The organism is Paenibacillus sp. FSL R7-269, assembly GCF_000517865.1.
Taxonomy (GTDB): Bacteria; Bacillota; Bacilli; order Paenibacillales; family Paenibacillaceae; genus Paenibacillus_AQ.
On the sequence record NZ_ASPS01000008.1, the window covers coordinates 1 to 24,856 of the forward strand.

At 42.2% G+C, this 24,856-nt stretch carries 22 protein-coding genes and 1 pseudogene; 9 read left to right on the top strand and 14 right to left on the bottom strand.

Translation table 11 applies throughout. The features are described from left to right. Positions 1-61 precede the first annotated feature (61 nt). Positions 62-1,831, top strand: a complete 1,770-nt coding sequence (locus C162_RS03120) for an AAA family ATPase (RefSeq protein ID WP_051493186.1) — start codon at positions 62-64, stop codon at positions 1,829-1,831. Between the two features lie 42 nt (positions 1,832-1,873). Here C162_RS03120 and C162_RS03125 read toward each other — a convergent pair whose 3' ends face one another. Beyond that, positions 1,874-4,204, bottom strand: coding sequence for a restriction endonuclease (locus tag C162_RS03125; protein WP_036691191.1), 2,331 nt, complete (start codon positions 4,202-4,204; stop codon positions 1,874-1,876). 1,042 nt (positions 4,205-5,246) lie between these two features. On the opposite strand from C162_RS03125, the gene C162_RS37550 reads away from it, so the two are divergent. Further along, positions 5,247-5,408 carry a hypothetical protein gene (locus C162_RS37550; protein ID WP_442792418.1) on the top strand — a complete coding sequence of 54 codons (162 nt, stop codon included), beginning with the start codon at positions 5,247-5,249 and terminating at the stop codon, positions 5,406-5,408. A 159-nt stretch (positions 5,409-5,567) separates the two neighbouring features. After that, a complete protein-coding gene (locus C162_RS03135) occupies positions 5,568-6,275 on the top strand; it encodes a DUF6338 family protein (protein WP_036691195.1) in 708 nt (235 codons plus the stop codon). Positions 6,276-6,391: 116 nt separating this feature from the next. Here the strand turns inward: C162_RS03135 and C162_RS37305 are convergent, their stop codons facing one another. After that, a complete protein-coding gene (locus tag C162_RS37305) occupies positions 6,392-6,517 on the bottom strand; it encodes a hypothetical protein (RefSeq protein ID WP_268748791.1) in 126 nt (41 codons plus the stop codon). A gap of 189 nt (positions 6,518-6,706) precedes the next feature. Continuing rightward, a complete protein-coding gene (locus tag C162_RS37310; protein ID WP_268748792.1) occupies positions 6,707-6,838 on the bottom strand; it encodes a hypothetical protein in 132 nt (43 codons plus the stop codon). Positions 6,839-6,960: 122 nt separating this feature from the next. Here C162_RS37310 and C162_RS37425 point away from each other — a divergent pair, with 122 nt between their 5' ends. After that, positions 6,961-7,563 carry a M15 family metallopeptidase gene (locus tag C162_RS37425; RefSeq protein WP_084648795.1) on the top strand — a complete coding sequence of 201 codons (603 nt, stop codon included), beginning with the start codon at positions 6,961-6,963 and terminating at the stop codon, positions 7,561-7,563. A gap of 836 nt (positions 7,564-8,399) precedes the next feature. Here the strand turns inward: C162_RS37425 and C162_RS03150 are convergent. Next, entirely contained in the window at positions 8,400-10,973 is a 2,574-nt protein-coding gene (locus C162_RS03150; RefSeq protein ID WP_036691198.1) for a lipase/acyltransferase domain-containing protein, read from the bottom strand. 298 nt (positions 10,974-11,271) lie between these two features. Between C162_RS03150 and C162_RS03155 the strand changes: the two genes are divergently transcribed. The 3 genes from C162_RS03155 (at position 11,272) to C162_RS03165 (ending at position 13,568) form a co-directional block, all read left to right on the top strand. Next, positions 11,272-11,805, top strand: a complete 534-nt coding sequence (locus tag C162_RS03155) for a hypothetical protein (protein WP_036691200.1) — start codon at positions 11,272-11,274, stop codon at positions 11,803-11,805. A gap of 479 nt (positions 11,806-12,284) precedes the next feature. After that, positions 12,285-13,157, top strand: coding sequence for a hypothetical protein (locus C162_RS36830; protein WP_051493187.1), 873 nt, complete (start codon positions 12,285-12,287; stop codon positions 13,155-13,157). Positions 13,158-13,289: 132 nt separating this feature from the next. Continuing rightward, complete coding sequence (locus tag C162_RS03165; RefSeq protein WP_036691202.1) at positions 13,290-13,568, top strand: hypothetical protein; 279 nt, start codon at positions 13,290-13,292, stop codon at positions 13,566-13,568. 263 nt (positions 13,569-13,831) lie between these two features. Here the strand turns inward: C162_RS03165 and C162_RS03170 are convergent, their stop codons facing one another. Continuing rightward, on the bottom strand, positions 13,832-14,161 hold the full coding sequence (locus C162_RS03170; protein WP_036691204.1) for a hypothetical protein: 330 nt from the start codon (positions 14,159-14,161) through the stop codon (positions 13,832-13,834). 1 nt (position 14,162) lies between these two features. Further along, positions 14,163-15,941 carry a hypothetical protein gene (locus C162_RS03175; protein ID WP_036691206.1) on the bottom strand — a complete coding sequence of 593 codons (1,779 nt, stop codon included), beginning with the start codon at positions 15,939-15,941 and terminating at the stop codon, positions 14,163-14,165. Between the two features lie 382 nt (positions 15,942-16,323). Here C162_RS03175 and C162_RS03180 point away from each other — a divergent pair, with 382 nt between their 5' ends. Further along, the gene (locus C162_RS03180) at positions 16,324-16,521 is read left to right on the top strand and encodes a hypothetical protein (RefSeq protein WP_200869172.1); all 198 of its coding nucleotides are present in this window, start codon (positions 16,324-16,326) and stop codon (positions 16,519-16,521) included. Positions 16,522-16,700: 179 nt separating this feature from the next. Then, positions 16,701-17,183 carry a hypothetical protein gene (locus C162_RS03190; RefSeq protein WP_036691210.1) on the top strand — a complete coding sequence of 161 codons (483 nt, stop codon included), beginning with the start codon at positions 16,701-16,703 and terminating at the stop codon, positions 17,181-17,183. 53 nt (positions 17,184-17,236) lie between these two features. Here C162_RS03190 and C162_RS34015 read toward each other — a convergent pair whose 3' ends face one another. From C162_RS34015 to C162_RS03225, 8 genes and pseudogenes are all read right to left on the bottom strand, one after another. After that, entirely contained in the window at positions 17,237-17,749 is a 513-nt protein-coding gene (locus tag C162_RS34015) for a hypothetical protein (protein ID WP_051493188.1), read from the bottom strand. 33 nt (positions 17,750-17,782) lie between these two features. Further along, positions 17,783-18,877, bottom strand: a complete 1,095-nt coding sequence (locus C162_RS36835) for a thermonuclease family protein (RefSeq protein WP_051493189.1) — start codon at positions 18,875-18,877, stop codon at positions 17,783-17,785. Positions 18,878-19,023: 146 nt separating this feature from the next. Continuing rightward, a pseudogene (locus C162_RS35855) lies at positions 19,024-19,152 on the bottom strand (YheC/YheD family protein); the annotation flags it as partial. Continuing rightward, the gene (locus C162_RS03205) at positions 19,134-19,652 is read right to left on the bottom strand and encodes an N-acetyltransferase (RefSeq protein WP_036691212.1); all 519 of its coding nucleotides are present in this window, start codon (positions 19,650-19,652) and stop codon (positions 19,134-19,136) included. The pseudogene C162_RS35855 and the gene C162_RS03205, both read right to left, overlap by 19 nt. A 28-nt stretch (positions 19,653-19,680) precedes the next feature. Further along, positions 19,681-20,793 carry a YheC/YheD family endospore coat-associated protein gene (locus C162_RS03210; RefSeq protein WP_036691214.1) on the bottom strand — a complete coding sequence of 371 codons (1,113 nt, stop codon included), beginning with the start codon at positions 20,791-20,793 and terminating at the stop codon, positions 19,681-19,683. Beyond that, complete coding sequence (locus C162_RS03215) at positions 20,790-22,163, bottom strand: YheC/YheD family endospore coat-associated protein (RefSeq protein WP_036691216.1); 1,374 nt, start codon at positions 22,161-22,163, stop codon at positions 20,790-20,792. Before C162_RS03215 ends, C162_RS03210 begins: the two co-directional genes overlap by 4 nt. Beyond that, positions 22,164-23,342 (bottom strand): YheC/YheD family endospore coat-associated protein, encoded by a 1,179-nt coding sequence (locus C162_RS03220; protein WP_051493190.1) that lies wholly within the window; start codon positions 23,340-23,342, stop codon positions 22,164-22,166. It abuts the gene before it with no gap. A 10-nt stretch (positions 23,343-23,352) separates the two neighbouring features. Beyond that, complete coding sequence (locus C162_RS03225) at positions 23,353-24,720, bottom strand: YheC/YheD family endospore coat-associated protein (protein WP_036691218.1); 1,368 nt, start codon at positions 24,718-24,720, stop codon at positions 23,353-23,355. Positions 24,721-24,856: the final 136 nt, after the last annotated feature.

The following is a 24,856-nucleotide window of genomic DNA, read 5'->3' on the forward strand; positions in this document are numbered from 1 at the left end:
CGAAACTTTTTAAGCTTTGCCTTTCTCGCTTCCGCGATGATTCTGTTGAAGTAGCTTCAATATGATTAGTTTTCAGACACGCCCTAGTATACAAATTGCTTTTCGTGATGACCCGGAGCTAGATGGCTTGATTAATGATCTGAAAACTTTTATTGAGGGTTTTGGAAATACACAAAACGGTTATTCAAAAGCCAGTGATCTTGCGAAAACTCTAGGAAAAGGAAATAAACTTGAAAATGTTCCTCAGGAACTTGTCGCATATGCTCCATATTTAAGACAAGCTGGAACAAACCTGAAGTGGCTAAAATGGCAAACTGAGGGGAAAGACTATTTGGAAATTACTGATAAATGTCCGTATTGTGTTTCCAATATTTCTACGCCAAAAGAAACAATTTTGAAAGTAAGCCAAGAGTATGATACTAAATATCTTTCTTCATTAAGTAAGTTGCTAGTTGTATTTATATCTTTAGAGGGTTATTTCTCAGAAACTACAAAAGCAGCTATGCAAATAATATCTAGAAATGCTACCGGTTTAACAAGTGATCAGATTGAATTCCTCAAACGTTTAAAAGATGAGGTAGTCACTTTACGAGATAAATTAATTGGTTTGAAATTTCTAGGGTTTACTTCATTAAGAGATGTAGACCGAGTGGCTGACGCATTACGTGAAAATAGAATCGACTTAGCTTTTTACAGTCAACTTGAGAGTGACTATACAAAAGAAAAGATTGATAGAATTAACACTTCACTTGACGAAGTAATTACGGTTGCCGGGCAGTTACAGGGACAAGTTGCACAACAAAAGATAGAAATAAGAAGGACTATAGAAAAACACAGTAAAGATATTAATGGCTTTCTTGAATCTGCGGGGTATCAGTACAAGGTCTCGATAATTCCGTCCACAGGAGATAGCTATCAATTAATTTTGACTTATACAGAACAAAGCGAGGGTATTGGGAATGTAAGACAGCATTTAAGCTACGGCGAGAGAAATGCTTTTGCTTTAGTACTGTTTATGTATCAAACGCTTAAGGAAAATGCAGATTTTATTATATTAGATGACCCTATATCTTCTTTTGACAACAATAAAAAATTTGCAATTATATCTATGCTTTTTAGAGGTGCAAATTCATTTCAGGGAAAAACCGTATTAATGTTAACTCATGATTTTGAGCCAATTATTGATATTGTTTGTACTCTCAGAGATATCTTCTCACCTGCAGCAAAAGCTTACTTCATTTCAAATATTAACGGAACGCTAGATGAAAAAGGCATTACATATGCAGATGTCAAATCGTTTGTGTCAATATGTGAAAGGAATATCGCTGATTCCTTTGATATAATCCATAAGCTAATTTATTTCAGACGACTTCTTGAAGTAAACAATCATAAAGATGAGGCTTGGGAATTGCTTTCCAATGTATTTCATAAAGGAAGGGACATCCCTAAATCAAAAAATGAAGATGGAAGTCTTAGAGATATGACTGCTGACGAACTTGCACAATCAACTGCAATGGTTAAGGAGTACATCCCTGATTTTGATTATCTAACTGTATATGCACGTACCCAAAACATTACCGAAATGATTGCATTATATCGATCATCTGCTAGTGGTTATGAGAAGGTTCAAATCTATAGAATGTTGAAAGATGGTGATATGGAGCGCGGGAGTGTAATGAAAAAATATGTTGACGAAACATTTCATGTTCAAAACGACTATTTATTTCAGCTTAATCCAAGAGAATATAATGTTGTGCCACAATACATTCTCAACTACTGTGATAATGAGATTAATAAAATTGAAATAGGTTTGATTCAACCAGTTATTTAAAAGATTTACAAAGAGGGGCTTTTTAGACAGCCCCTCTCTCACTCAACGTTCAAATATAGCTTCAATTTCTGAAACAAACGATTGATTCGTATTACTACGGTAACTTTCTTCATAAGGCTCTCGAAAATAAGAGTCAAAAGCATTTTCAATATCAGTTGTATTTACACTGTAAGTAATTGGTGGTTGTGATAATTGACGATACTTTTCTTCAAGCGAAGAAAGTTTTTCTTGTACCTCATCCTCTATGTCACTAATAATCTTCTTTTCTAAATCTGATACTACCGATGATTTATCGATGTACTCGTCAAATCTATCCGAATATGATCTAGTATGTTCACTAATCAAATCTCCCATATAATAATTATCACAATATTCTGAGGTGTCAACACACTCTAAATAGTACATAATGCTTTCATATAATTTTTCTTTGCAGATTTGTTCAAACCATGGAGGAGAAGTTTCTTGGGCTTTAAAGAATTCATTCAAAAGATTTATTGTCATAACCAATTCATCTAAATCTACGTCTTCTAATAGATTAGAAATATTATCTTGTGAGTAAATAAATTGATCTATAGAGTAGAACTTGTAAAAATCATTACTCATTAAAGCAGACAATACTTCAAAATGATTCAGGCAATTTACGTATGAATAGTTAGAGCAATAGGAATCAGATAGATAGTCAAAGATTATAGTTGTATAATTTGTATTCTTTATGTGATGTTCAGAGATTTTTGATGTAATAAAGTAATCCTTTTGATGTTTATCGGCAAAGTCAATCTTATGAACTGTTTCATCAATGATTAGCTGTTTGTAGATATTAGGGAGTTCTTCTTTTGTATAACATCTTTCAAATTGCAGGGCATTACATATGGAATTACGAATTGAATTTAGTTCTAAAAGATTATTTGTAAATACAAGCTTTAGGTAGTCGTTTACAGAAGGGTTAATTACTCCAATAAGTTGTTTGCCTTTAAGATCAAAAATATTAATAATGGATTGATTCAATCGAGATAACACAAGACTCCATTGGTCAATTGTAAAGTCAATATTATTCATGGTTGATATTCGTTTTAAAAAGCATTTTTTTAATATGTCATGTTCAATATAAGTATCAGTTAATGAATATAATGTTGTTAAAAAGGCTCTATCAATATTTTGAAGACGCTGTTCAAATTCATTTTTCCAAATATCATGTGGATTTGTGAGATTTTGAACTATGAAATTGAAATATAATTTAGGCATCACCCTTGAGTAGTTATGCTCAAAAGTTACGTGTTCAATAATACGAGGTGTGTAGTTTTTATGTTGAACTACTTTTAGGTAATTTTTATTTTCTATAATTGAAGAGTAGTAATCTGCTGGTATTTTTTTAAGTTTCAGATGATTATATAAAATTTTCGCTTTTTCAAGAAGGGTTATCTCATCCATATTGATTATGTAATTCACCATTTTTTTTTGTTCAAAGAAATTACTAAATTCGTAGGTTCTTTCTTTGGCTTCATTAAAAATAGTAATTCTAGAGTTTAGGATCAGCTTTTTGTTTGTATACAACTTTGTATATTTTATTAAACTAAGTAACTCATCCTCTTGACTTTGTTTCATATTAAAATAGTGCTGTCCCAAACAATCGTCTAATAATACCACTTCTTTTTGTTCCTTGTCATGAGACAGAGAGTTCTTTATATTTGCGATATCCCCATTTGTGGTGTATCTGATTCTATAACCTTGTGTAGCGAAGTACAGAACGAGCATCTTTGAAGTGATTGTTTTTCCGACTCCAGGACCGCCTGTAAGCATAAGCGTTCCATAATCAATTAGATGTTTCATACAAACTTGATAGATATGCGTAGGCACAAAAAATTTACATTCTTCACTTACGTCACTTAAAAGCGTTTCGCAGTCGACAAAAATATTTTGGTTATAAATCTCAGCCAATATATTAGATGAATAAAGCCATAACTTGTAGTGCTTTCTAACTATATCAGCATTTTCTGTTTTTTGAAGGAAGTCATCAATTTCGTTTAAGGTAACTATATTGTGGTCTGTCATCATGAATTCTGAAAACATTTCGTATATTTCTCTAATGTTTGCTGAGGTTAGATCCATTCCACAACAAATGTAGTATTGCTTAGGACGCCACTTGTTAACTTTCTCTACTTCATTCTTCAAAGCCGTTCTAAGACTAGCGTAGCTACTTCGAATATAATGCTTAACTTGAACAATAATGTTGTAATTAAATGCATTATCTGTTAAATCAATTCCCCCGTCTCTTCCTTTTGAAAATAATCGCAATTCAGCAGACAGTTTTCTTTGCATTACATCTTTGCATAGTTCTTCAAATTCGACGTCATTTAAGTTGTGATAATTATACATTCCATCACCTTTTATAAAAATCATATAGTTATTTTAAAAAATTCGATGCGAATTCAGCTAAGATTATTATATCCTATTTTTATCAGCTATCTATAGACTTACTTTTAATTAGCTGAGAGAGTACTTAAATGGCATTCAAGAGGGTAGTTGTTAGATACCGCTTATTCTCACAAAAATTCAGGAAAGGGCTAAGGATGCTTTTTTGCAGATAACCGATATTACTCAACTGCCTGAATGATAAGGACGAAGACTTAGTAGCAATCTTAATTGGTTAACGTTTCCTCAACAGTGAATAAACCCTGGATTTCTCCAGGATTTATTGGTCACATATTTGGTCACGAACTCTTTATAATCCAAATTACCTTATAGTCCCAAACCCCAATAAAATCAACGATTCGATAATTGAGTTTAATGCGTTTAACCCTTTCCTCTATATCAGTTGGTTAGAGCGATTGGTCAGGTTTGAGCCCTGTAGGCCCATTTCAATCCCCCTTGCCTAGCTAGGGGGACTTCTGTAAATGTGGAGAAGGAAATCCTTTTGGTACTACCACTCCGATCAATGAGATGCAGCGCGATTTGTCCAGCAAAGGTGTATTTTATGAGTGGATAAGGACAGCTTCAAAAATTACATTACATTAGTACCACATACAAAGTCCTGGAGAGCGATACAGACTTCTTGGTGGCTTCCCTGCACAGTCAGGTATCAGTCTGGTTACCGGGAAGAAACGGACCTCATCGGCCATCTGATGGACTATGGTGGCATAGTGGGAGGGGTACACCACAATCTATTAAGATTGCAGGAGTTCGTTTCGTTCGGGAACGGTTTGAATTTAGAGCATACATAAAATAACCCGCCGGGTTTATATGACTGACGGGATTGTTTTTATTGAGCTGTATACTCACTTACTTCAAATTAACAAACCTTATCTCTGGTGCAACCGGAGGGCGGTTCACGTTTAGCATTGATGATACATTCGACCTTTGCGATGTGAAGGATTTCGGTCAAGGAAACTGCCTTCAGGCTCTGAATAAGGTCGTGGAGATGTATGGTTGTGAAATCGAAGCGGACAACTTCGTTATTCACCTCAAAAAGCAGATCGGCAAGGATGATGGTATGCAGTACCGGATTGCGCTTCAACAACTATTTATGAAGATGGATGCGCAAATAGAAGCGCTCAGCCAAGATACCGTAGTACATCTGTAAACAAACAACTATATACTATAACTAAGAAGGTCTCTCCTAAGGAGGGGCTTTATCTTATTTCTTGAACTAAAAGCAAATAACAGGATAGTTGATTATTCTTCAAACCATTGAAGGTGTTTTAATTAGATCTAACGAATAATTTAAGTGAGGTGTTGCAAATTGGATAATTTACTCGGTACTATTGTTTTCATTCTTCCTGGATTTCTGATGTATTTTTGGCTTCAGTCTTTTGGTATTAATCCCGTTGTGAAACATACGCCAGGCGAATTCACAGCAATCGCGGCCTTGTTATGGTTGCCTGCATCATTTACAACATTGTTATTGTACAATAGTGTTATTTTATTATCTAAATTAATTGGTAATGCTGATGTGATTTGGTCAATACAAAAATTAAAGGATAAGTCTGGAAGTTTGACTTTTTTATTAGTGTTCCTTGCTTTGAGCACTTTGGTGAGTTTTGTACTAAGTTTGTTTTGGGCTAAATGGTTATATCCGATTCAAATGAAATTGGTTAACAAAATAAGAAATTGGAGAGGGGCTGCAAGTTTCTCAAAAAACCCATCTGTTTGGGATGAAGTATTTACTAACAATGATAGTCAAGTTGTTGAAATAGGTAGAATTGATAAAAATGGAATGACTATTATAGGTTGTGTCAATAAAGCGTCCCGGACATTTGAGCCGGAACGCCATATTAGCATTGATGATGTTGATTTTTTTACAAAGCTTGTTGAAGACCACAAAATTTCAGTAACACAAATTTTTTACGATACAAAATCGGGAACCTACGTAAAAATATTTAACCCTGAAGAAATTGAAGCAGCCCAACATAAAGATCTAGAAGAACCTACTTCTTCGGTGGAGGAATAATGATTCTTGCAGATCCTTTATCGACCGAGTAATTATGTTTGGGATTCGGAGAATGAGTTTCTTTGCCCGGCTGATTATTTGGTGAGTTCGAGTTGGATTGTTTCGTTCCAGTCAAACTATTTTCCTCCTTTGGATCCATTGTTTTGTGACTGGGTATTTTTAGGAGGGATAACTCGTGCGGATATTTTGTTGACCGATTCGTTTAAAGATTCGATTTTCTTTTCATTAGTTTGATCAGACATTTTAACATCTCCTATTTCTATTACAATTTTTGGTTCCCACTACATTTTACTATTTTACAATATACGTAGTAAATGTGATTTAAATAAACTTTATAGTTAATTCATAAGAGAGCCTCTCCAATTCACTGGAGGGGCTTTTACTCTTTCTAGGAAGGAGGAAAGCAAGTGGTAGTGATTAAGAAACTTGAGTTATCCATTGACCTCACAAGACTGGCTGAAGAAATTACAGAGACCATCATTACAATAATGGGGTTCTTTCCAGGACGGCAGCTTCTCGATTTTTGACATGGACTTCAGCTTTACCTGATCAAGCGTCATCATCACGCTTCGCCTCCTCTTCAATTCCTTTATCAAAATTTCGAAGCTTAACGAACTGATCGTATCGCCCTGAATGAGTCAGCCAAGCCAGAGCGATTAACCCACCGGTTGTCCCGATTTGTGCAATGGATATAGTCATTAACCAGGGGCTGCGGACCATAGTCGAGCAGGATGCACTCTACGCGCAGGGCCGTACCAAGCCCGGTCAGATCGTCACCAATGCCAAAGGCGGGACCAGTTACCACAACTACGGATTGGCCGTGGATTTCGCCCTGCTGCTGAATGATGGCAAGCAAGTATCCTGGGACATGAAGCTGGATGTCGATAAGGATGGCGTTACAGAGTGGATGGAGGTGGTCCAGGAAGCGAAAACGCTGGGGTTTGAGTGGGGCGGAGATTGGACCACATTTAAAGACTACCCGCAATTACAGATGTTCTTTGGCTTGAAGATTGCGGATCTACGGACAGGACGAAAGCCAACAGGGGTACAGATGGATGCAGCATACGCCAGGATTGATAAATTACAAGGGGAGGTTCAAGAGGACATGAGTAAAAATGGAACTGGAGAAAGTCGTGGAGGCACAGGATGGGCGCATGGCAGCCTTGGAGAAGCGTCTGAACATTTCCGGCAAGGAAACATATGCCAACGACTACGAGAAGGCCGTGCCAGGCAGCTAAGGACGCAGGAATCATCACTACACCGACTGATAAGTCAAAGCTTGAATTGAATGTGATCACAATGTTGGTGAACTTAGGGCTGGCGAATAAGTCGCTGATTTCATTTTTCAAAAACTTTAAATCTGAGGTGAAATAATCATGAAAAGCAAATGGCAGAACTATGGCATGTGGTTATCCGTGACGGCAGATGTGTTGCTGGGCGTGCAAGTGGTTTTAAAGCGGTAGGGGATAAGGAAAAAAAGGTTGAAGAGGATTTAAATAATCGCACAATCTTTTCATCGTGCGATTATTACGTTCAAAAGCCCTGATGTGAAGTCAGGGCTTTTGAACGAATCTTTAAGTTGGATCCACTTGAAAGCTAGTTTTAGTTTTATTGTTTTTTTTTAAATTGTTGATCTTGATATTGCTACCTAGAGGAAGGACATTCCTTAGGAGGTCAAGTTCGGAATAATTTATCATTGAATCAATATCAAGTCTAATATTCACTTTATTTTTATTAGTTACAGTTGTTGAATAGTATTTAACTTGCATCGTTGATTCCTTAGAAAGCCAATCCTCTACGATATTTTTAATTTCAACATCAGTGTAATTATTTTTAAGTTTCTTTTTTTTAATTACGATTCTATAAAGGAATATAAAGAAAATTAATAAAAAAGAAATTATAAACGTTTTTAATGAATATATTATTGTAAGTGATGAAAGTAAGTAAAGTATTGAGAATTTTTTTATACTTGTTATGAACAATGACTTCCAATTCGACAGTAATGGTAATAACATAAATGCAATTAAGGACTGAATGAAACATATAAATAAGGTGGCCAAAATTGAAATGGAAAAATTAGTTATAAAATTAACCATAATATTTTGGCCGCCTTTCTAATAAAACTTAATTAAAAACAAACTTGATTTCACGAGCAGGTCTATCATTTACAAAAACTTTAAGAAAACCTTTATCAACATGTTCAGGTAATTGAGATACAACTAAAGTAGTTGTGAAAAAATCTCCAAGAGGAATGATTTCCATTTCAACAGGTAATTCAATTTTATCTTTAGAATAGACCTTGATTTTTATGCTATCTAAATCATTCATATGCATTGTCGTTCCACTTGATGAACTTTTTATTGTAAAAGTAAATTCTAACTCATTAGCACCAGAGGTAATCAATTCAGAACCCTTTTGCCAAAATAATTCGAATTCGTCTTCAAATACAATTATATACACCGTTTCATCCAATAACAACTCGACTTTTCGTGTTTTAGAAGTGATTGAGGTATCTGGAGACTTGATTTTTCTTCCATTAATCTTTAATTCCCATTTTTCGATATTGTTTATTCCTAAGGCATTACTAATATCTTTAACAGTTTCTGCCTGAGTAAAAATAACATCTCTTACATTAATATCAGGAAGGACGAGCACTTCTTCCTTGCCTTTATTTTTATGCTTATCTAAGGTGTAAAAAGAAATTTCTTTTTGACTTTTAGGATATCTCGAAGAAAATCCAGGTCTAGGAAGGTAATCTCCATTCTCCTCTAATACATACGTTACCTTAAACATATCGTCTCTAGTGTTACTATTTGCATTGAACGATATTATAATTCCTTCTTTCATTAGAACAATCTTCCTGTAGGTGTCAAACTCAACATTTCCAATCTCGAATTGCAAGCTTTTGGGTCTTATATCGGTATAACCATTTTTTGCAATTGTAAATACAGTGAGAGTATTTTGGCCATTAATTGCAGTAATATTAAAATTCTTTGTATTGCTCTGATACAAATTGCCATTCAAAATATATCTATATTCCAGAATGTCCACATCGTCAACATTTGAAACATCTTCAATCTTAATATTTAGTGTGTTTTTATTATAGAATTTTAACCTCTCGTACTCCCCTATGAACTCATCAGTTATTTTCCAAGTTGTTATGGGGTGATTAATTCTTTCAATTTCAACTGGATTTAAAGTATAACCATTTACTTCTTCTTCTTTTTGTCCAGTGGTTCTAACAAGTTGAGCAGTTTTAATATCATTAAAATCTTCGAAAGTTAAACTAGCCATTGTTTCCTCAGTCAATTCAAGCCCTTCAAATATCTTAGTTTCAAGGAGTATACCGTCCTCATATCTATCAATCTCAATTGAAGCGAGTCCCTTATCATATGAAGTAATCTCTAATTCTAAATTTTCGTTTATTAATGTAATATCTTCCTCATAATTGTTTTTGTGGCTCTCTTCTATATCCTCTTCATCATCTATGAAAATAAAATATGAGTCGTCTATTCTATAAGTGTTTGTTTGCTCTGGCTCATGAAGCTTTAGCAGGTCGTCTACAGAATCGAATATATCAATTTCACCACCCAATAATGTTCCATTACTTGAGATAGAGACAGAAACAGGACATGCTATTCTTAAAGAGCGGCCACTATAGGAAGAACTGGGGCTATACTGATGTTTCCACTCGGTTGGAGATTCGATCTCAACACCACAATCAGTTGCAATAAATTCTAGGATATGTCTATCTTGAGCTAAGCCTAAATGGTCTTTTTTAATGTACAATTTATTACATTCAAAAAGAGGTTCTCCACTTGAGACAGGGACAGTCTTATCTCCTGATACCCATTGTAATCTCTTTTTGTTCACTTTACCGCCACTTACATTTTGATCTAGTACTATCGAGCCAAGTGTACATAAATTATGACCTATAATTGCAGTGTGAATGCCCTCATATCTTATAGGCCATGATGAGGAAAGTTCGCTTTGAATTGTTTGAGAATAGTTTAAATAGTAATTATATTGCTGAGGATCTAAGAGCTTCAAATAAGTATCTTTTGCACTCAAAGCTGATTTGTCGGAATTATATAAAACGGGAGAGATATTATCAATGTAGTTATCATGAGGAAGGAGTTGGAATACAGAAGGGAAGCTATTAGCTATGTTTCTCATAATGTCGGCTGTCGCTAACCCAATTACTGAAGGGATTTTTTTGAAGTACCATTTTGGAAACCCACTACCGTATTTGAGCATGTAAATACTTTCAGCTGATCCTTGCCATGGGGTACCTAGAGTGTATATTTTAGAAATGTCAAGGATGTGTCCTTTATCTTCACACCAGTGCAAAAATAATTTAGTCAAAATTCCTCCCATACTATGGGCTACGATTATAATCTCTGATTTGTTATGAAGAATGGAATATAAAGACTCGAAATGTTCATTGAGCTCAAAACGCCAATCATAAGTAAAATGATGAAAATTTTCAACACCAAATTGGGATCTGAAGTATGTATCAATAGTTTCGTAAACATCAAAGCCCAAGACAGTATATAACTCTTCAGTGTCCATAGGACTATCATCTGCATTTAGTGTTAAATGCTCCATAGCCTCTTTTCTAAGAACTGGAAACCGAGGGATGTTCCCTTGGGTTAGTTTGGAGCCTTGAATTCCTGGAATAAAGACACAAAACGACATTGATAATACCTCCAAATATTATATTGAGTGATTTAAAGCGTCGAATATATTCGAATGTTTCTTCATTCTACTACAAAAGAAATATATTGGCGATATATGGCATAACAGATTATCCTGATTAACTCAGGGGAATTTTCCTTATTGTCACATACATAAAGCCCAGGATTTGATATCCTATGTAAGTTACACAAGACGCGAACCGGCAGTGCAATGCTCCGCGTACCCTTATTTGTTCTGTAGATCTTTATTTTTTTTATAGTTCTTATGGTAAACTTCGGTAAAATATTGGGGGATGAACATGAAAAAGAGTTTGTTGATTCTATTGTTTTTGGCTTTTCTCACTGCTTGCGGATCTTCAAAGAGTGGGATTAATGCAGATGATCTCGCTATTGTTAAAGTGGACAATGAAAAGGAAATTGTAAAGTATGGGATGAGCCAGGAAGAGGCTGAAAAGATACTTGGTACTGGAAAAAAAACCACCACATTTAGTACATATAGTTCAGGAATTTCAATCATGTACAGAGACGGTGCGGTAGTATGTATTTTTATTGACGAGGAATCCAAGGGGAAATATAAAACAATTCAAGGAGCAGAAGTAGGGATGTCAAAGAAAGAATTAATTGACTTGTACGGAGAATCTGGAGCATTCAGTTTATCGGAAATACAATTAGACTATGTTTATGATTCCATAAATAAAAAATACCTAACAATAGATGAACAGAGTTCAAATAATGATCTAAAAAGTTATCAAGTATCAGTAAGGTTTAAAATGGATGGCAGCGCTCGGGTAATTAGTTTGCTAGATCGTCAGTCCGCTATGCTTGGAAAATAATATTATTCAGTATAACCGTCCTATCCTTATAGGGGGGCGGTTCATTCATTCGTCTCACCTTCAACTCGCAACCTAATCACTCGTGATATATCCTCCACATCCAAATAGGGCACCCAGACCGGCCCCTCGTTCGTATTGATCTTTACTCGATCAGGATCGGCAGATACCTCCGCAATGCCTTTTATCTTTTCCCCGTCATGTAACCAGACAACTATCACTTCCTGTTTTACAGCAGCGGTTTTCAGGTCTTGCTTTAGTTTTTTTGTCCATGACTACACCCCAGATATTTTCTTTTCATTATACCTTCGCATAATCGCATAAGGAAAATTTTCCTTACCAATGTTCATAAACTTAATTCAATCCACATATTCCCTCAATAACCCTTAAGTGTATTGTAAATTTCTGTCGATAAATAGACTGTTTGTTCGCCTTTATTTAGTGTAGGCTTGATGCATACATATTGAAGGAGATGGAAGTTTGTGAAAAAGAGATTAGGTATTATAGGTAAGTTGGCAATGGTGATGAGTATATTGTTATCAATTATTGTAATCCACCCAACAGTTCAAGGAGATTTTTCATATGCTGAGGGTAGGACAGTAGCTGATGGAATGCAGGGAATAATACCTCCAGATGGAACTGTAGTATCTGCAAATAAATCATATGGTGGAATGACACCCAACAATGTAATTGACTCGAAATTAGATACTTTTTGGAATAGCGGCGGTTATGACGGTGTTATAGAAATGAAATTTCCAGAAGAATTATATTTGGATTTTGTTCAAATAGCATCTTCTGCTAATCCCAAAACGAATGTTGCATACAAGATATATGGTTTCCAGTCTGGAACTTGGGTTGATATATCTGGAAAAGTAAGTAGAGTCGTAGAGAATCATGCAACTAAAACTTACACGATATTAGAACCTTTTGTTGTAAAGCCTGGAAAGTATAGCGGCATTAAGATAGAGTGTACTGGAAGTAGTACTTGGATCGCTATTAGTGAGATCACCGTAGGATCTTCAACACCTGATCCAACTCCTGTACCAACAATAGAGCCAACATCAGAACCAACTATCGAACCAACGCCAACAGTAACACCTTCACCAACACCCGAACAACCAACAGGAGATCGCGCAATCCTGGTTGTAACGATGAACACTGGACTTGAAAAAGAATTTGATCTTCCTATGTCTGAGGTCAATGCCTTTTTAAACTGGTACGACACAGCCTCTGGATCTGCCCGTTATGGAATTGATAAGCACGACAATAATAAAGGGCCATTTACTAGCCGCAAAGAATATGTAATCTTTGATAAGATACTCACTTTCAGCGTGGATGAATACTCTGTAAAATAGAATCATGTCTTAACTCATCCCGCCAGTGATGGCGGGATATTTCTTTGCGTAAGGAAAAATTTCCTTGCCTTTATATACATAATGTTCCAAAGATATTATAGTAAATTCATTGGAACCAAAAAGGAGAGCTATATGGAGACATACCTCAAAAGAGTGAGTGGACAAACCAAAGTTTTTGAAATAAATCACGACGGAAACACAGCAGAACTTAATCTTACATTAGCTAATACATCACGTGGTCCAGAAGTTCAAGCAAACGAATTGATTTACAATGGACAAAGTTATAAACGCTGGAAGGTTGCCGGTTCTCATAACTCGTTTTTAGGACTGGTGAAAATTACAATGAAGTATGAACATAAAGGCAGCAGACAAGAACTGTTAGACAAAATATATTATAGTAATGAGAGGTAATGGGCGATTACTACGTATAAAGTCCTGGAGAGCGATACAGACTTCCTGGTGGCCACCCTGGCACAGTCTAAGGTATCCGTATGGTATCAGGCAGAACCAGATCCAATCGGCCATTTAATGGACTATGGTGGCATAGTGAAGGGGTACACGCCGGAATCTATTAAGATAGCCGGTGCTCGGTTCGTTCGGGAACGATTTGAATTTAGAGCGTGCATAAAATAACTCGCTGGGCTTGTGCCTGACGGGTCTTATGGTGTAGCTAACTATCCAATAAAAGCAACCGCGTCCTTACGTTGAAATGCTGTTGGCAATTGTTCCTCCAGTAAGTTGGCTCTTGAAAAGAAATGATCTTTTTCGTCACCATTCAGATTGAGGTTTGCCCATTTTTTCAGTTGATCTAGTTCGGCAAAGATATTCGGCAGATCTTCCAATTTTGCATCCAGGCCCACCTGAAAACATGCTAGCCATTTTAAGCCAAGTGCCTGAATGCCGGGAACCCAGCACTTATAAAAAGATGCTTCACCAGCAATAGGAATAAAAAAACTCTTCTCGTATTCATTCTGAGGTGTGAGTATTATCACGCTAACAGACATATTACTTCCTCCCAAAGGTGGCGCTAAATTTAAAACCAGGAAATTCCTGAGCAAGTAAATTTACTGCGTTTTCAGTTGCTTGTTTTAATTCTAACGAATCTCCATCTAATCTGAAAACAAATTCTTTGAAATTCCTAATGCTTTCTATTTCCGGTATTATTTTAGATCCATTTTTAGTTACTCGTGTAGCAGTACCGTCACGAAGTGCTTGTATTCTATTACGAGTTTTAACTAGTATTTGCTTATCAGCCCATTGCTGTGCTGTTTGTGCGGGTAAGCCAGTAGAGGGATTGATAATATTAAGGCCTTTGGCTTGCTTATCCTCATAAAAAATTTCTTTCTCCATATCAATTTCATCTATTTCACCAATTGGTTTTCCTTCAGTATTTATGATTTCAACCTCAAAATACTTAGTATAAGTGATTTCCAAAGTCTTAGTATTAAATTTTACCACTGTTCCTGTTTTTGGATCTTTATACTCTTTTATAAGTGGTGGCGTAATATCTTCCCAACCTAATGCTAGTGCTTCTTCAGGAGTTAAGGGGGAATCTATAGTTGGCCCACTGTAGCCATCGTCGTCATCGTCATCTGGTGCTGAAGTTGGATCGGGATCTTCTCCACCTACAACAGGGGGATTAGTAGGTTGTGTACTTGGTACTGCTGATGGTGTAGGATCAACATTTGGAGTAGGTTCTGTAGATGGACTTGGCTCGGTGCTAGGTTGTGCAGACGGGTTAGGTGTTTCCGTGGGCTGAGGAGATGGATTAGACGCTGTTGTTGGTTGTTCAGACGGCTTAGTCTCGGGTATTGGATTAGTCACAATATGCGGATTAGCTATAACAGTCCCCGTGGTATCCGGGAAAAAATTAGGATCAGGAAAAGTGATTTCTACCGCTCGCGTCTCTCCAGGCCAGAGATCAGCCATGTCTGATGGCATCGGTATAGTTTCCGGCTGAATTGTAGAGTCAAAGTCAAAACCATCGGCATAATCATAAAGTAGAGTAGGCTCTAAAGGGCCGGAATCCATTGTAAAAGTTTCAGTAGTATACATTTTAAGAGGGCCTTCAAAGTCCTTTGACCGATCATTAGGATACGTTGCCCGTCTATAAGTAATATAGGGCATGTCAACCCCAATTTTATATTGAGTACTGGATACTTGATACAAATAGACTGTACTATACGATATATCTAATACCTTTTGACTACTAGGGCCACGACTCCCCCCTACTACCTTGAGGGAGTAATATTTTCCATTTTTTGCAATGTCAAAATATGCATTATCACCAATCTTATTAAACATATGAAGATAAAATCCATTCGCAACTTTAGTTCGTGTTGTTTCACCGGATGATTTTAAATAAGCATCATCACTGTAGTAATCAACTGAATTTTTAGCCTTAAGATAATCTGCAATGTCAGCAACTAGATCCGCACCAGTTAAAAACATGGTTGCTCCAACAACTGTTTTGAGCCAACCCGGTGTAGCTGCCGGGACAGCACGAGCTGCCGATTCCTGGAGACCTACAACTGCATTTTCTGGTAGCCGTTGAAACCAGCGCTCGTTTGCTTTTTCCAGAGCTTTTTTCTCAGTAGTCCTAACGCCTTCTTTGACAATAGTTGACTCAATCAATGATTTAGTCTCTTTTTTGATTTCTTTCTTAATGATCCATTTAATTGGCTCCTTCAACAATGGGGTAGCATGAACTTTGGGGAGATCACGAGTACTGGGGATAATCACCATACTGAAAATCAAGATTAGTGCTAGTATTTTACGTTTCAATATTAACCCTCCAAAAAGAATTATGTAATTTCAGTTTCTGCCTTTAAGCGCATGTCGCCTTTATTGTATGCCTCCTTTTTACGACATGGATTTTCCTGCCAAAAACCATTTAAAGCCATTGATACCTACAAAAAAATACTATTATGAAAAAAAGACTACGTCTAAACATTAATTCTTATATATGGGATATATAGATTGAAGACATTAAAAGTACATAATTATGGTAATGGAGCGGTTAACTCAAGAAAAGTAAAAAAAGCCCGTCAACCTTAACTGGTCGGCAGGCTTTTTTCGTTCTATGGCAAATCAAACCATTGCTAAATATTGAGTATCGGACATATAATACAAACAAATGTTCCTATATATTCGGAAGCGATTAATCATGAAGATGAGCATCGGCCAAACCATTGAAATGATATACCAGGACAAATCGGGTAAAATCACGCAGCGGACCATTGAGGTGCGCGGGATACGGGATGGCCGAATACGGGCGACCTGCCTGTCTACTGGCGTGCCGCGCGTATTCCTGGTGGCCAACATCCTATCGTGGCGTCCGGTGCGGGAACGGCAGCATGCTTGACGACACCCCACGTAAACTGCTGCGGATCATAGTGCAGTTTAAGTACCATTTTAAGAGGATACCCACGATACGGGAGCTGGGGCGATTAAGCGGACGCAGGCCAGCGGAGCATTACATAGAGTGGGAGGCAGGCATGGTGGTAATGTGGATTACTGGCTGTACCATTAAGGGGATATATTATGAGCAAGCTAGATGGCAATGAGCGATGGAAGACAAAGATGCTTTTGACAGATCATGTTCAGGAGTATGAAGAGAAGCAGGAGATAGAGGTGCCAAGAAGGATTACGGTCGAGGAACGGACGATGGTGCGTGACTTCATCCTGCTCCCTTACCTGGACACCATGGTCAACAAAAGCCTGCGCGAGATCGAGCTGTCCGGCAGCATTCTCCAGAGGGCTTCTATAATAGCCGGCCAGGCGATTCAGCAGCGCATTATGAATGATACGCACCGGCTGCAGAAGGAGCTGAAGCAACGCAATATTCGGGTGGTGCTCGATGAACAGGAGGAGTTCCTGGTGTATTACAAAATCTTTTACCGAGGCTATCAGGAACGCTTCGGACTCACCCGGGATGTGATGCGCACAGAGATCAGTTTACGACTGACCAAGTACACAGCGGAGCTGGCAGAGTCACTACAAGACAAAATAAAGCCCCGGATATAGGCTCCGGGGCTTTTGTTAATCTATAAGTTCAAACTCTACCTCGCTGGTATCATTTAATCCTGCCTGGCTAATCCATTTTCAGACAAGGCTATCTTACCAACTGCAATATTGGCCTTTGTACCGTCTGGGTGCTGGATCTCCGTAAATACGCAGGTCGCATCGTTATTTCTCTCAAGCGCCAGCAGGCGTCCATTCTCCACCAGTGCTTTTAGCTCGGCTGGGTCAGTAGATTTCGTGGACACCGTTACGTACCACATGCCTGATTTGTCCAAACGTTCCTCTACAATTTCAAATGCCGGTACTTTGGCCTGCGGCGCTTCGGTGGCGACAGGTACTTCTGTCGGTTTTTCTGTAGGTGCTTCCGTTGCAACGGCTGCTGCGGTAGGCTGCGCTTCTTCTGTAACTGCCGGAGCTGACGGTTCTCCTGATTCCTCTCCGGCTGTTATCAAACCAATTGTCCCACCTAGAAAAATTACAATAATCCAGAAATTAAACTTCTTGTATAAAGGCTTCTTCTTGATGTTCCCCCTATATGATATTTTTAAAAAATAGCTATTCTTTTTCATAACTAAAACCCGTATATCTCCTAGGGCTATCATTTATTCGCAGGCTATACCGTCACCATCTCGATCAAGTTTTCTGGAGTATCCAGGTTCTCCAGCATAAATCGGTGCAGCACCGGCTGCTCTCACGGCAGAACAGTTCTTATAGTAAACATCTTGAACTGGTTGCAGGGTTGCTTTTGGCTTCGGTTTTTTAGTAGGTGTAGGTCTTTGGGTTTTAGCAGGAACAGGTTTTTTAGTGGCGGTAGGCTTCGGTGTAGCTGTGGGTTTAGGTGATGGTTTAACTGTTGCAGTTGGCTGGACAGTAGCCTTAGCTACAACAGTATCATCAAACCCCTTGTCGGTAGCATAATCTTCAATACTCCAAATTCCCAATTTTGCAGCCTGGGCCTGCTTCTGGATCTCTCTAAATTTTTCAAGATATTTCACATCCGGTGGAAAAACCGCCACTCTCGCAAGCCCTTTCTCAAGTAACATCTCATTGACCATCTTATTATCAAGATAGGCATAAGCCAGGATACGTCCGTATTGATCACGCTCGGACACGTCTATTTCAAGCTTTACTGTTTTATCCGTGAGCAAACTTGTTGTAAACGCACTTGCCTCTGGGCCAAATGGCTGAACCGGTTTATTCGCATGTTTTGTCTCTGGAGTGTCAATGAGAATAAGACGGACCTTTTCAGACTTTCCATCTAGGTTAACAGTAAAGGTATCACCATCAGTGACGGCAGTAACCTTTGCTTCAATGGCTTTTGCATCCATAGACAAGCTGGCAAGTTCAGCATTCTTCTGAGTTGTTTCAGATTTAAGTACAAAAGTGTCAAGAACTTCCGTGTGGTCATCAGTATTATTAGCAGCTTGTTTCAAGGGAGAGGCTTTTGGAATTGCAATTATGAACAAGATGAAAAATATAATAAACATAACAGCAGAATATTTGGTAATTGTTTTTCGATTTCCCCAGCGAACAATGGTCGGCTTAAACATGCCGAAGAACCAAAAAATAATTACAGCAATTGATGCAAGAAGAAAATTCATCCCAAAGGCTTCTCTCAAGGACATGCCTGTAAAAATAACTATTTCTAATAAAGCGATGATTCCGATGAAAATTAGAAGCTTTTTTGATCTAAACATTAAAATCCCCCTTTGTATTCCTACTTAGGAACTATCGGTAATTTACAATGATATGTAAATACTGTAATGGAGGAATTTTTCATTGGGCAACAGAACCCCATCAGTGATGAAACAAGGCAATTATCTTTATACGTCTATGATAAACGTGTTAATACAAAAACATCCAATCCCATCCGGCTGCCTTCTATAATCATCCTCCGGTATACACTCTTCTCTTCGAGCTGCTTGGCGTCGTTCAGATACAGGGTGAGGATGCCTAGGACGGGCTCTGGCACAGGAGTTCACCTCCTTGCGGGAGAATGGCGGGATCAACTGCGCTCCTCGGGGAACGCAAGAGCAGGGTGGGCTTGCCTGTAGGGCCGCTAACCAGGTCAACAGCGGCAAGCCCGCTGTTGAAGCACATCTTGAGGCTGGCTGCATTGTCGCAGGCGACATGGCATTCCAGCTGCCCAAGGCGCTCCAGCTGTGCAGCAAGCAGGGCTGTGCCCGTATGCCTGTTCCGGTACAGGGGATGAACGGCGACTACACAGGCCTCCTTGCCGAAGCCGGACACGAAGCTGACGCCTGCGAGCTGGCGGCCGTTCTGACCCCGCACAGTGGCAACGAGCAGGGAGACCCCCGGCAGGGCGAGCTGATCCGGTGTCAGCCGGGCCAGCCTCCTGCATCCGCGAAGTGTAATCCGCTGCTCCCCATACTCCCTCAGGAACTCAAGCAATCCGTTTCGCCTGGATTCCCACTGTACGGGATTGCTGTCATAGAGTGAGGATATCTGCATGGTGTCACTTCCTTTGACGGGTAATGGATTATTTGGATTGGCGGGACAGATGATTGCCATATTGAAAAATACGTTCGAGTGACAGCTTGCGGATCGCCGGCTCGTCGAATTTCATCGGGCGGGAATTGGCTTCAAAGAACCATACTCCGCCTTCTTCATCGACCCCGAGATCCATCGACATCTCGCCCAGCATGCTGGAAGAAGCCCGCTCAATCTGCCGGGCAACCAGCAGCGCCGTGGTAGAGACATTCTTCAGGATAGTTTCCGCCTGCTCTGGCCCGAAGGTTCCCTCCAGCATGCTGGAGGGGTCTTCAATGCTGCCGCCGCGCGGCACATGGGTGGTGATGCTGCGGGCCCCGGCCAGCCGTGCACCGATGCCGGTTACCGCCCAGGCGCCCCGGCCGTTCTTCTGCAGCAGCACCCGCAGATCGAAGGGGCGGCCGTGGTGTCCGGCAAGCACGATGGCTTGCTGGACAATGTAGCGGGCGGACCCTTTTTCCCGGCCGATCCGGGCCCAGAGCCGTTCTACGGATGCGGCCTTGTAGGTCGTGTTTTTTTTGCCGCTCTGAATCTGCAGCCGGTAGGGAAGCAGAGTGTCCGGGCGGTATCTCAGCCGCATGATCCCTTTGCCCGCCTTGCCCTTCTCCGGCTTGAGATAGAGGCTCTCATGATTCTTCAGCATCGCGGTAAGGGTCGCTGCGCTGCGCAGGCGGCGGGTTTTTGGCACATGCCTTGAGGTGGCCTTGGATTCCTTGAGCCACTCGAAGAGATTCCATTTATTGAAGAAGCTCGGATTGTACAGCGAGATTTCGGGATGCTCCAGACACTCGGCAATTTTGCGCACAACCTGTGTCTTCTCCTCTTCCTCGCGGTTAGGAATACGGTTATAGATGACCTGGGGCAGCGGAACCGGAATGGCATACCAGAGCTTCCCGCTGGCGGACGGCACGTAGCCGGTCACAATCTGTTCATTCAGCTTCAGGTCTCGGACCGTGATGACATAGACGAGGTAGCCCATTTCTCTGCCGGTACGGATAATGTCGCGGAAGTTACTGCGGTTGCCGCGGAACTGCTGAAGCCGGTCACTGGTGGTGAGAATGGCGATTACAGGCTTGCTGGGATCGGGTATCCGGCTGTTCACAAGTCATCCCTCCTGCGGAATTTGCTGAGATACAGACAATGCTCCAGGATGTGCTCAATGGAAGCTTTGCCCTCAGCGCGCAGGGAGGGGTGGCGGAAGATAGAGCGTCCCGGTTTGGCATTAGCCTCGAACATCCAGATATCCTCATCCTGATCAATACCGAGGTCGAATCCGATCTCGCCGAGCAGATGGCGGTGCTGGATCTCCAGAGATTCTGCGAGCTTGACGGCAGTGGTTTTGGCGCGCTGGAGCACTTCATCCGATCTGGCCCCGAACACACGGCCGAGGGCCTGCTGCGGGGTCAGTAGCGCTCCGCCGTTCTTCAGATGGGTGGTGACACTGCCCCGTCCAGCTTTTTTGGCCCCGATGCCGACGACGACCCATTGATTGCTGCCGTTCTTGTGCATATGGAAGCGGAAATCAATTGGGCAGTTGTCAATCTCAATGAGACGGATACCTTGCTGGACCACATAGTTCTGCATGCTCTGTCCATGGCGGCCCCGCAGCATCCGCATCAGGCTGTCGAAGCTGGTGAAGCGCAGCAGCACGTTCTTGCCGCTCTTGCGGTACCGGGCGAAATACCCTTTCTTCGGCAGGTAGGTCAGCCTGTAGATGCCGTGTCCCAGGCTGCCGGCCGAGGGTTTATAGTAGACGAAGTGGTGACGGTCCAGCATATCCCGCATTTGTTCGGAGCTTGGATTACTGTGCGTTTCAGGCACGAAGCGGTTCGCTGCCCCGTCATTCTCCAGCAGCTTGTAGATATCCGATTTGTTGAAGAAGCTCCAGTTGAAATAAGGAATCTTCTTGCGTCCAAAGCGCTCGCGCAGCTGGTTGATGTAAGGGGAGGTCTCGGCTCTGCGGCTGGGCAGGCGGTTATAGACTACATCCGGCAGGGGCACCAGCTTGCGCTCGAAGCGGCCGCTTGCCGTCAGGAAATATCCGTTGACCTGCTCCTGTTGCCAGTCGATATCCCGAGGCATGAAGGCGAAGATGTAGCATTTGTTGCTGCCTTCGCGCAGCAGCTGCTTGATGAAGCCGGTGCGGGAGCCGAAGGGCTGCCCAGCAGAAGCGGGTCCATCTGAGAGCACGCCGACCAGCGGTCCGAGCTGCACCTCGTCATTCTGCAGATTGCGCAGGTAGATGCCACCGGACTTCGGGACCTTGATGGCGCTTTTGACGCCTGAGGCCAGGAAGAGATGCTTGCCGGCACGCTTGATCGGCTTGATCATGGCGGGGATGGCATCTTTTCCGAGGCGCAGGCGGATATTTTTCTTGCCGGATAATTTCAGGCTTCTCATCAGTTCACCCGAGACATATACTACTCGATCAGGCTGCTTGGTGAAATGTACATTGCAAAAAGTGAGACCCATTTATGAATCCTCCTTTGGAACCATAGATATCATTCTCCCGTGTGAACGAAGCTGCCCGTGAGACAGCTTGTGGTGGCTGCTTGATGTAAGCAGCAGATGGCGCGCATAGCGCAGCGGGTTCTCGGCAGCGAGTCTAGCAGCCCGGCGGTCGCCCGTCAGCCGGAATACCGTGCGCCCTGGTTTGGAATTAGCTTCCAGCAGATAGATTCTTCCTCCGGCATCGATGCCAAAATCAAGGCCCAGCTCCCCGAGTCTGCCGCAGGATTCTTCCAGCAGCGGAGGCAGGAGTGCAGATGCCTGAGTCAGCTCCTCCAGCAGCTCGCGACCTGCCCCGCCATATTCATCCAGCAGGAAAGGGAGGGCGGGAACGGCCGTGCCTCCGCCATGCAGATTGGAGGTCAGTGATCCCCGGGTGCCGAGCCGGACGGCCATGCCGGTCAGGGTCCAGGCACCAGTGCCATTCTTCTGCATCAGCACACGTACATCGAACGGCTGTCCTCCGCTGCCGGTGAGATGCAGGTAAGGCTGTATGATGTAGCGGTGCTGGCCGATGAAGCGGCCGATCCAGTCCAGACCTTCGTCCAGCGTACCGAAAACATATTGAAAAGATTCGTTATTCCTGTCTCTGCCCCGCACCTTCACTCCGCCGCCTTCGCGTCTGCCGAGCAGTACAGCGTGTACGGTGCGTTTGCCGTGGGAGCCGGTTCTGGGCTTCAGAAAAACGCCGTATTCCCATCCGGCGAGCATATTTCCAAGCGCTTCGCGGCTGCTGTAGTTCTCTGTCTCCGGCAGCAGGGCAGCGGCGGCGGGGCTGCGCCGCAGTATCTCGTAGACTCCCCATTTATCAGGAAGTCCGCGTGACCAGGGCAGACAGCGGGTCAATACAGACAGAGCCGCCGCTGCAGTTCTTTTCTCCTCCGGTGACCGGTAAAAGCAGCGGTTATAGAGAATGTCGGGCGGCGGAGCCTGCACAGGCTCCCATTGTCCGTTCTGCCATTGATATCCGCTGACATAGGAGCCGTCCGCCGCTACCCCCTCCGGATGAAAGATCAGGACCTTCAGATCATACAGCGGGGCCGCCCGGCAGAGCTGACTGCAGAACTCCGGCTCTGCGATGGGAGGAATCCCGTGGCGACGGCCTGTCATAATGCCAAGGAACCCCATTGCTGTTGTGGTCATGATGTCCTCCTTATAACCCGGCCAGATAGCGGCAGTATAGAATCATTTGTTTGACTGAGGGTCTGATTTTCTGGTCATTCAGCGGTGTATTGTCGTTCTTGGACGGCTTGGAGTTGACCTCCAGCAGCCAGATTCGGCCGGACTGGTCAAGCGCGAGGTCGATGCCGAGCTCCCCGAAATGGGCGGGAATATAAGTCTCAACCCCTCTTGCAATGGCCAGCGCCGCTCTGGGCAGCTGAACCTGGGTGCTTTCTTTGACACCAGCGGGAAGACTGCTTTTGCCGACAGCCTCCTTGACTGTACTGAGCGTGCCGCCGCGGGCAAGATTGGAGACGAAATGATTACTTCCGGCGGTCCGGGCCACAATGGAGGTGACGCTCCATTTGCCGGTGCCGTTCTTCTGCACCAGGGCCCGGAAATCGACCGGCCGCCGTCCCAGCTCCATCAGGGAGAGACCTTGCTGGATCTGGAAGCGGGTGGTTTTCATCTTGGGGGCAATGGACCCAAAAAGATTCGCCAGACTGGTATAGCTCTGCTTACGTGTGCCCATCGCAGTGGTGGACAGCAGCCGGTAACCGCCGCCTTCCTCCTTGGAAATGCGCAGAATGCCTTTGCCCAGGCTGCCGCGTACCGGCTTCAGGAACACGCTGGGGTAGCTGCTGCACATCCTTTTCAATATGGCGAAGCCGTTCAGGGCATGCGATTCAGGTAAATACCGCTGCAGGGCGGGGTCCTGGGCCAGTGCCTCGAATACCTCTGTCTTGTCTAGGAACTTTTCGTTGAAGAAGTGGGTTCCATAGCGGGATTTTACATCTGCCAAAAAATGCTGTACGCTAGGTTTATTCTCTACCTTTCGCGTGGTCAGCCGATTGTTGATCACATCGGCAACAGGAAGACTCAGCTTCCGCCAGCCCTCATCGTAGACCCAGCCCTGGATGGTAGTGGTGCGTGATTCCAGCGCTTCCGGGGTGAAGAAATAGACATAGGCGCCTTGTGCATGGCAGGCATGAGTCAGCTCCCGGCAGAACATGGTGATCTGGCCGAAGACCCGCTCCGGCTGTTCGGGGTGGTCCCGGCTCACCAGGACGCCAATCATCGGTCCCAGACGCAGAATGCGGCTGCCGGCGCTGTAGGAAGCGTTAAGCGTCAAGCGCTGTCTTAAGCCAAGCCGCCGGCCGAGTGCCTCACTTACACGCAGGCTGTCGGATTTGGGGACAGGAATTACAGTAACCTCCTGCCGGAAAGAGCCGAAGTTCAGCTGAATGGTTCCGTGCGCCGGTATTTTGAGCCTCTTCATGGATTTGTCGCCTAGCATTACAGCATTTTCCTGCAGGATGCCCGAGTGGACCGTTTGAACCGGGATCTTTAGCTTAGACATCGTGGATCTCCTTCCGGTAGGCAAGCATGGTGCCGGCAATATGAATCTTGAGGGTTACATATCATTCATCATATGGAGACATCTGACCCTTGGTGATTGACCTATTCCCGAAAAAGCCGTGCCGGGCGGATTAATA

What these genes read in the sequence shown, in the direction of transcription:
- C162_RS03120 (WP_051493186.1), top strand. Translation starts at nt 62, where the DNA reads ATGATTAGTTTTCAGACACGCCCTAGTATACAAATTGCTTTTCGTGAT.
- C162_RS03125 (WP_036691191.1), bottom strand. Translation starts at nt 4,204, where the DNA reads ATGTATAATTATCACAACTTAAATGACGTCGAATTTGAAGAACTATGC.
- C162_RS37550 (WP_442792418.1), top strand. Translation starts at nt 5,247, where the DNA reads ATGTATGGTTGTGAAATCGAAGCGGACAACTTCGTTATTCACCTCAAA.
- C162_RS37305 (WP_268748791.1), bottom strand. Translation starts at nt 6,517, where the DNA reads ATGTCTGATCAAACTAATGAAAAGAAAATCGAATCTTTAAACGAATCG.
- C162_RS37310 (WP_268748792.1), bottom strand. Translation starts at nt 6,838, where the DNA reads ATGATGACGCTTGATCAGGTAAAGCTGAAGTCCATGTCAAAAATCGAG.
- C162_RS37425 (WP_084648795.1), top strand. Translation starts at nt 6,961, where the DNA reads ATGGATATAGTCATTAACCAGGGGCTGCGGACCATAGTCGAGCAGGAT.
- C162_RS03150 (WP_036691198.1), bottom strand. Translation starts at nt 10,973, where the DNA reads ATGTCGTTTTGTGTCTTTATTCCAGGAATTCAAGGCTCCAAACTAACC.
- C162_RS03155 (WP_036691200.1), top strand. Translation starts at nt 11,272, where the DNA reads ATGAAAAAGAGTTTGTTGATTCTATTGTTTTTGGCTTTTCTCACTGCT.
- C162_RS03165 (WP_036691202.1), top strand. Translation starts at nt 13,290, where the DNA reads ATGGAGACATACCTCAAAAGAGTGAGTGGACAAACCAAAGTTTTTGAA.
- C162_RS03170 (WP_036691204.1), bottom strand. Translation starts at nt 14,161, where the DNA reads ATGTCTGTTAGCGTGATAATACTCACACCTCAGAATGAATACGAGAAG.
- C162_RS03180 (WP_200869172.1), top strand. Translation starts at nt 16,324, where the DNA reads ATGAAGATGAGCATCGGCCAAACCATTGAAATGATATACCAGGACAAA.
- C162_RS03190 (WP_036691210.1), top strand. Translation starts at nt 16,701, where the DNA reads ATGAGCAAGCTAGATGGCAATGAGCGATGGAAGACAAAGATGCTTTTG.
- C162_RS34015 (WP_051493188.1), bottom strand. Translation starts at nt 17,749, where the DNA reads ATGAAAAAGAATAGCTATTTTTTAAAAATATCATATAGGGGGAACATC.
- C162_RS36835 (WP_051493189.1), bottom strand. Translation starts at nt 18,877, where the DNA reads ATGTTTAGATCAAAAAAGCTTCTAATTTTCATCGGAATCATCGCTTTA.
- C162_RS03205 (WP_036691212.1), bottom strand. Translation starts at nt 19,652, where the DNA reads ATGCAGATATCCTCACTCTATGACAGCAATCCCGTACAGTGGGAATCC.
- C162_RS03215 (WP_036691216.1), bottom strand. Translation starts at nt 22,163, where the DNA reads ATGGGTCTCACTTTTTGCAATGTACATTTCACCAAGCAGCCTGATCGA.
- C162_RS03220 (WP_051493190.1), bottom strand. Translation starts at nt 23,342, where the DNA reads ATGACCACAACAGCAATGGGGTTCCTTGGCATTATGACAGGCCGTCGC.
- C162_RS03225 (WP_036691218.1), bottom strand. Translation starts at nt 24,720, where the DNA reads ATGTCTAAGCTAAAGATCCCGGTTCAAACGGTCCACTCGGGCATCCTG.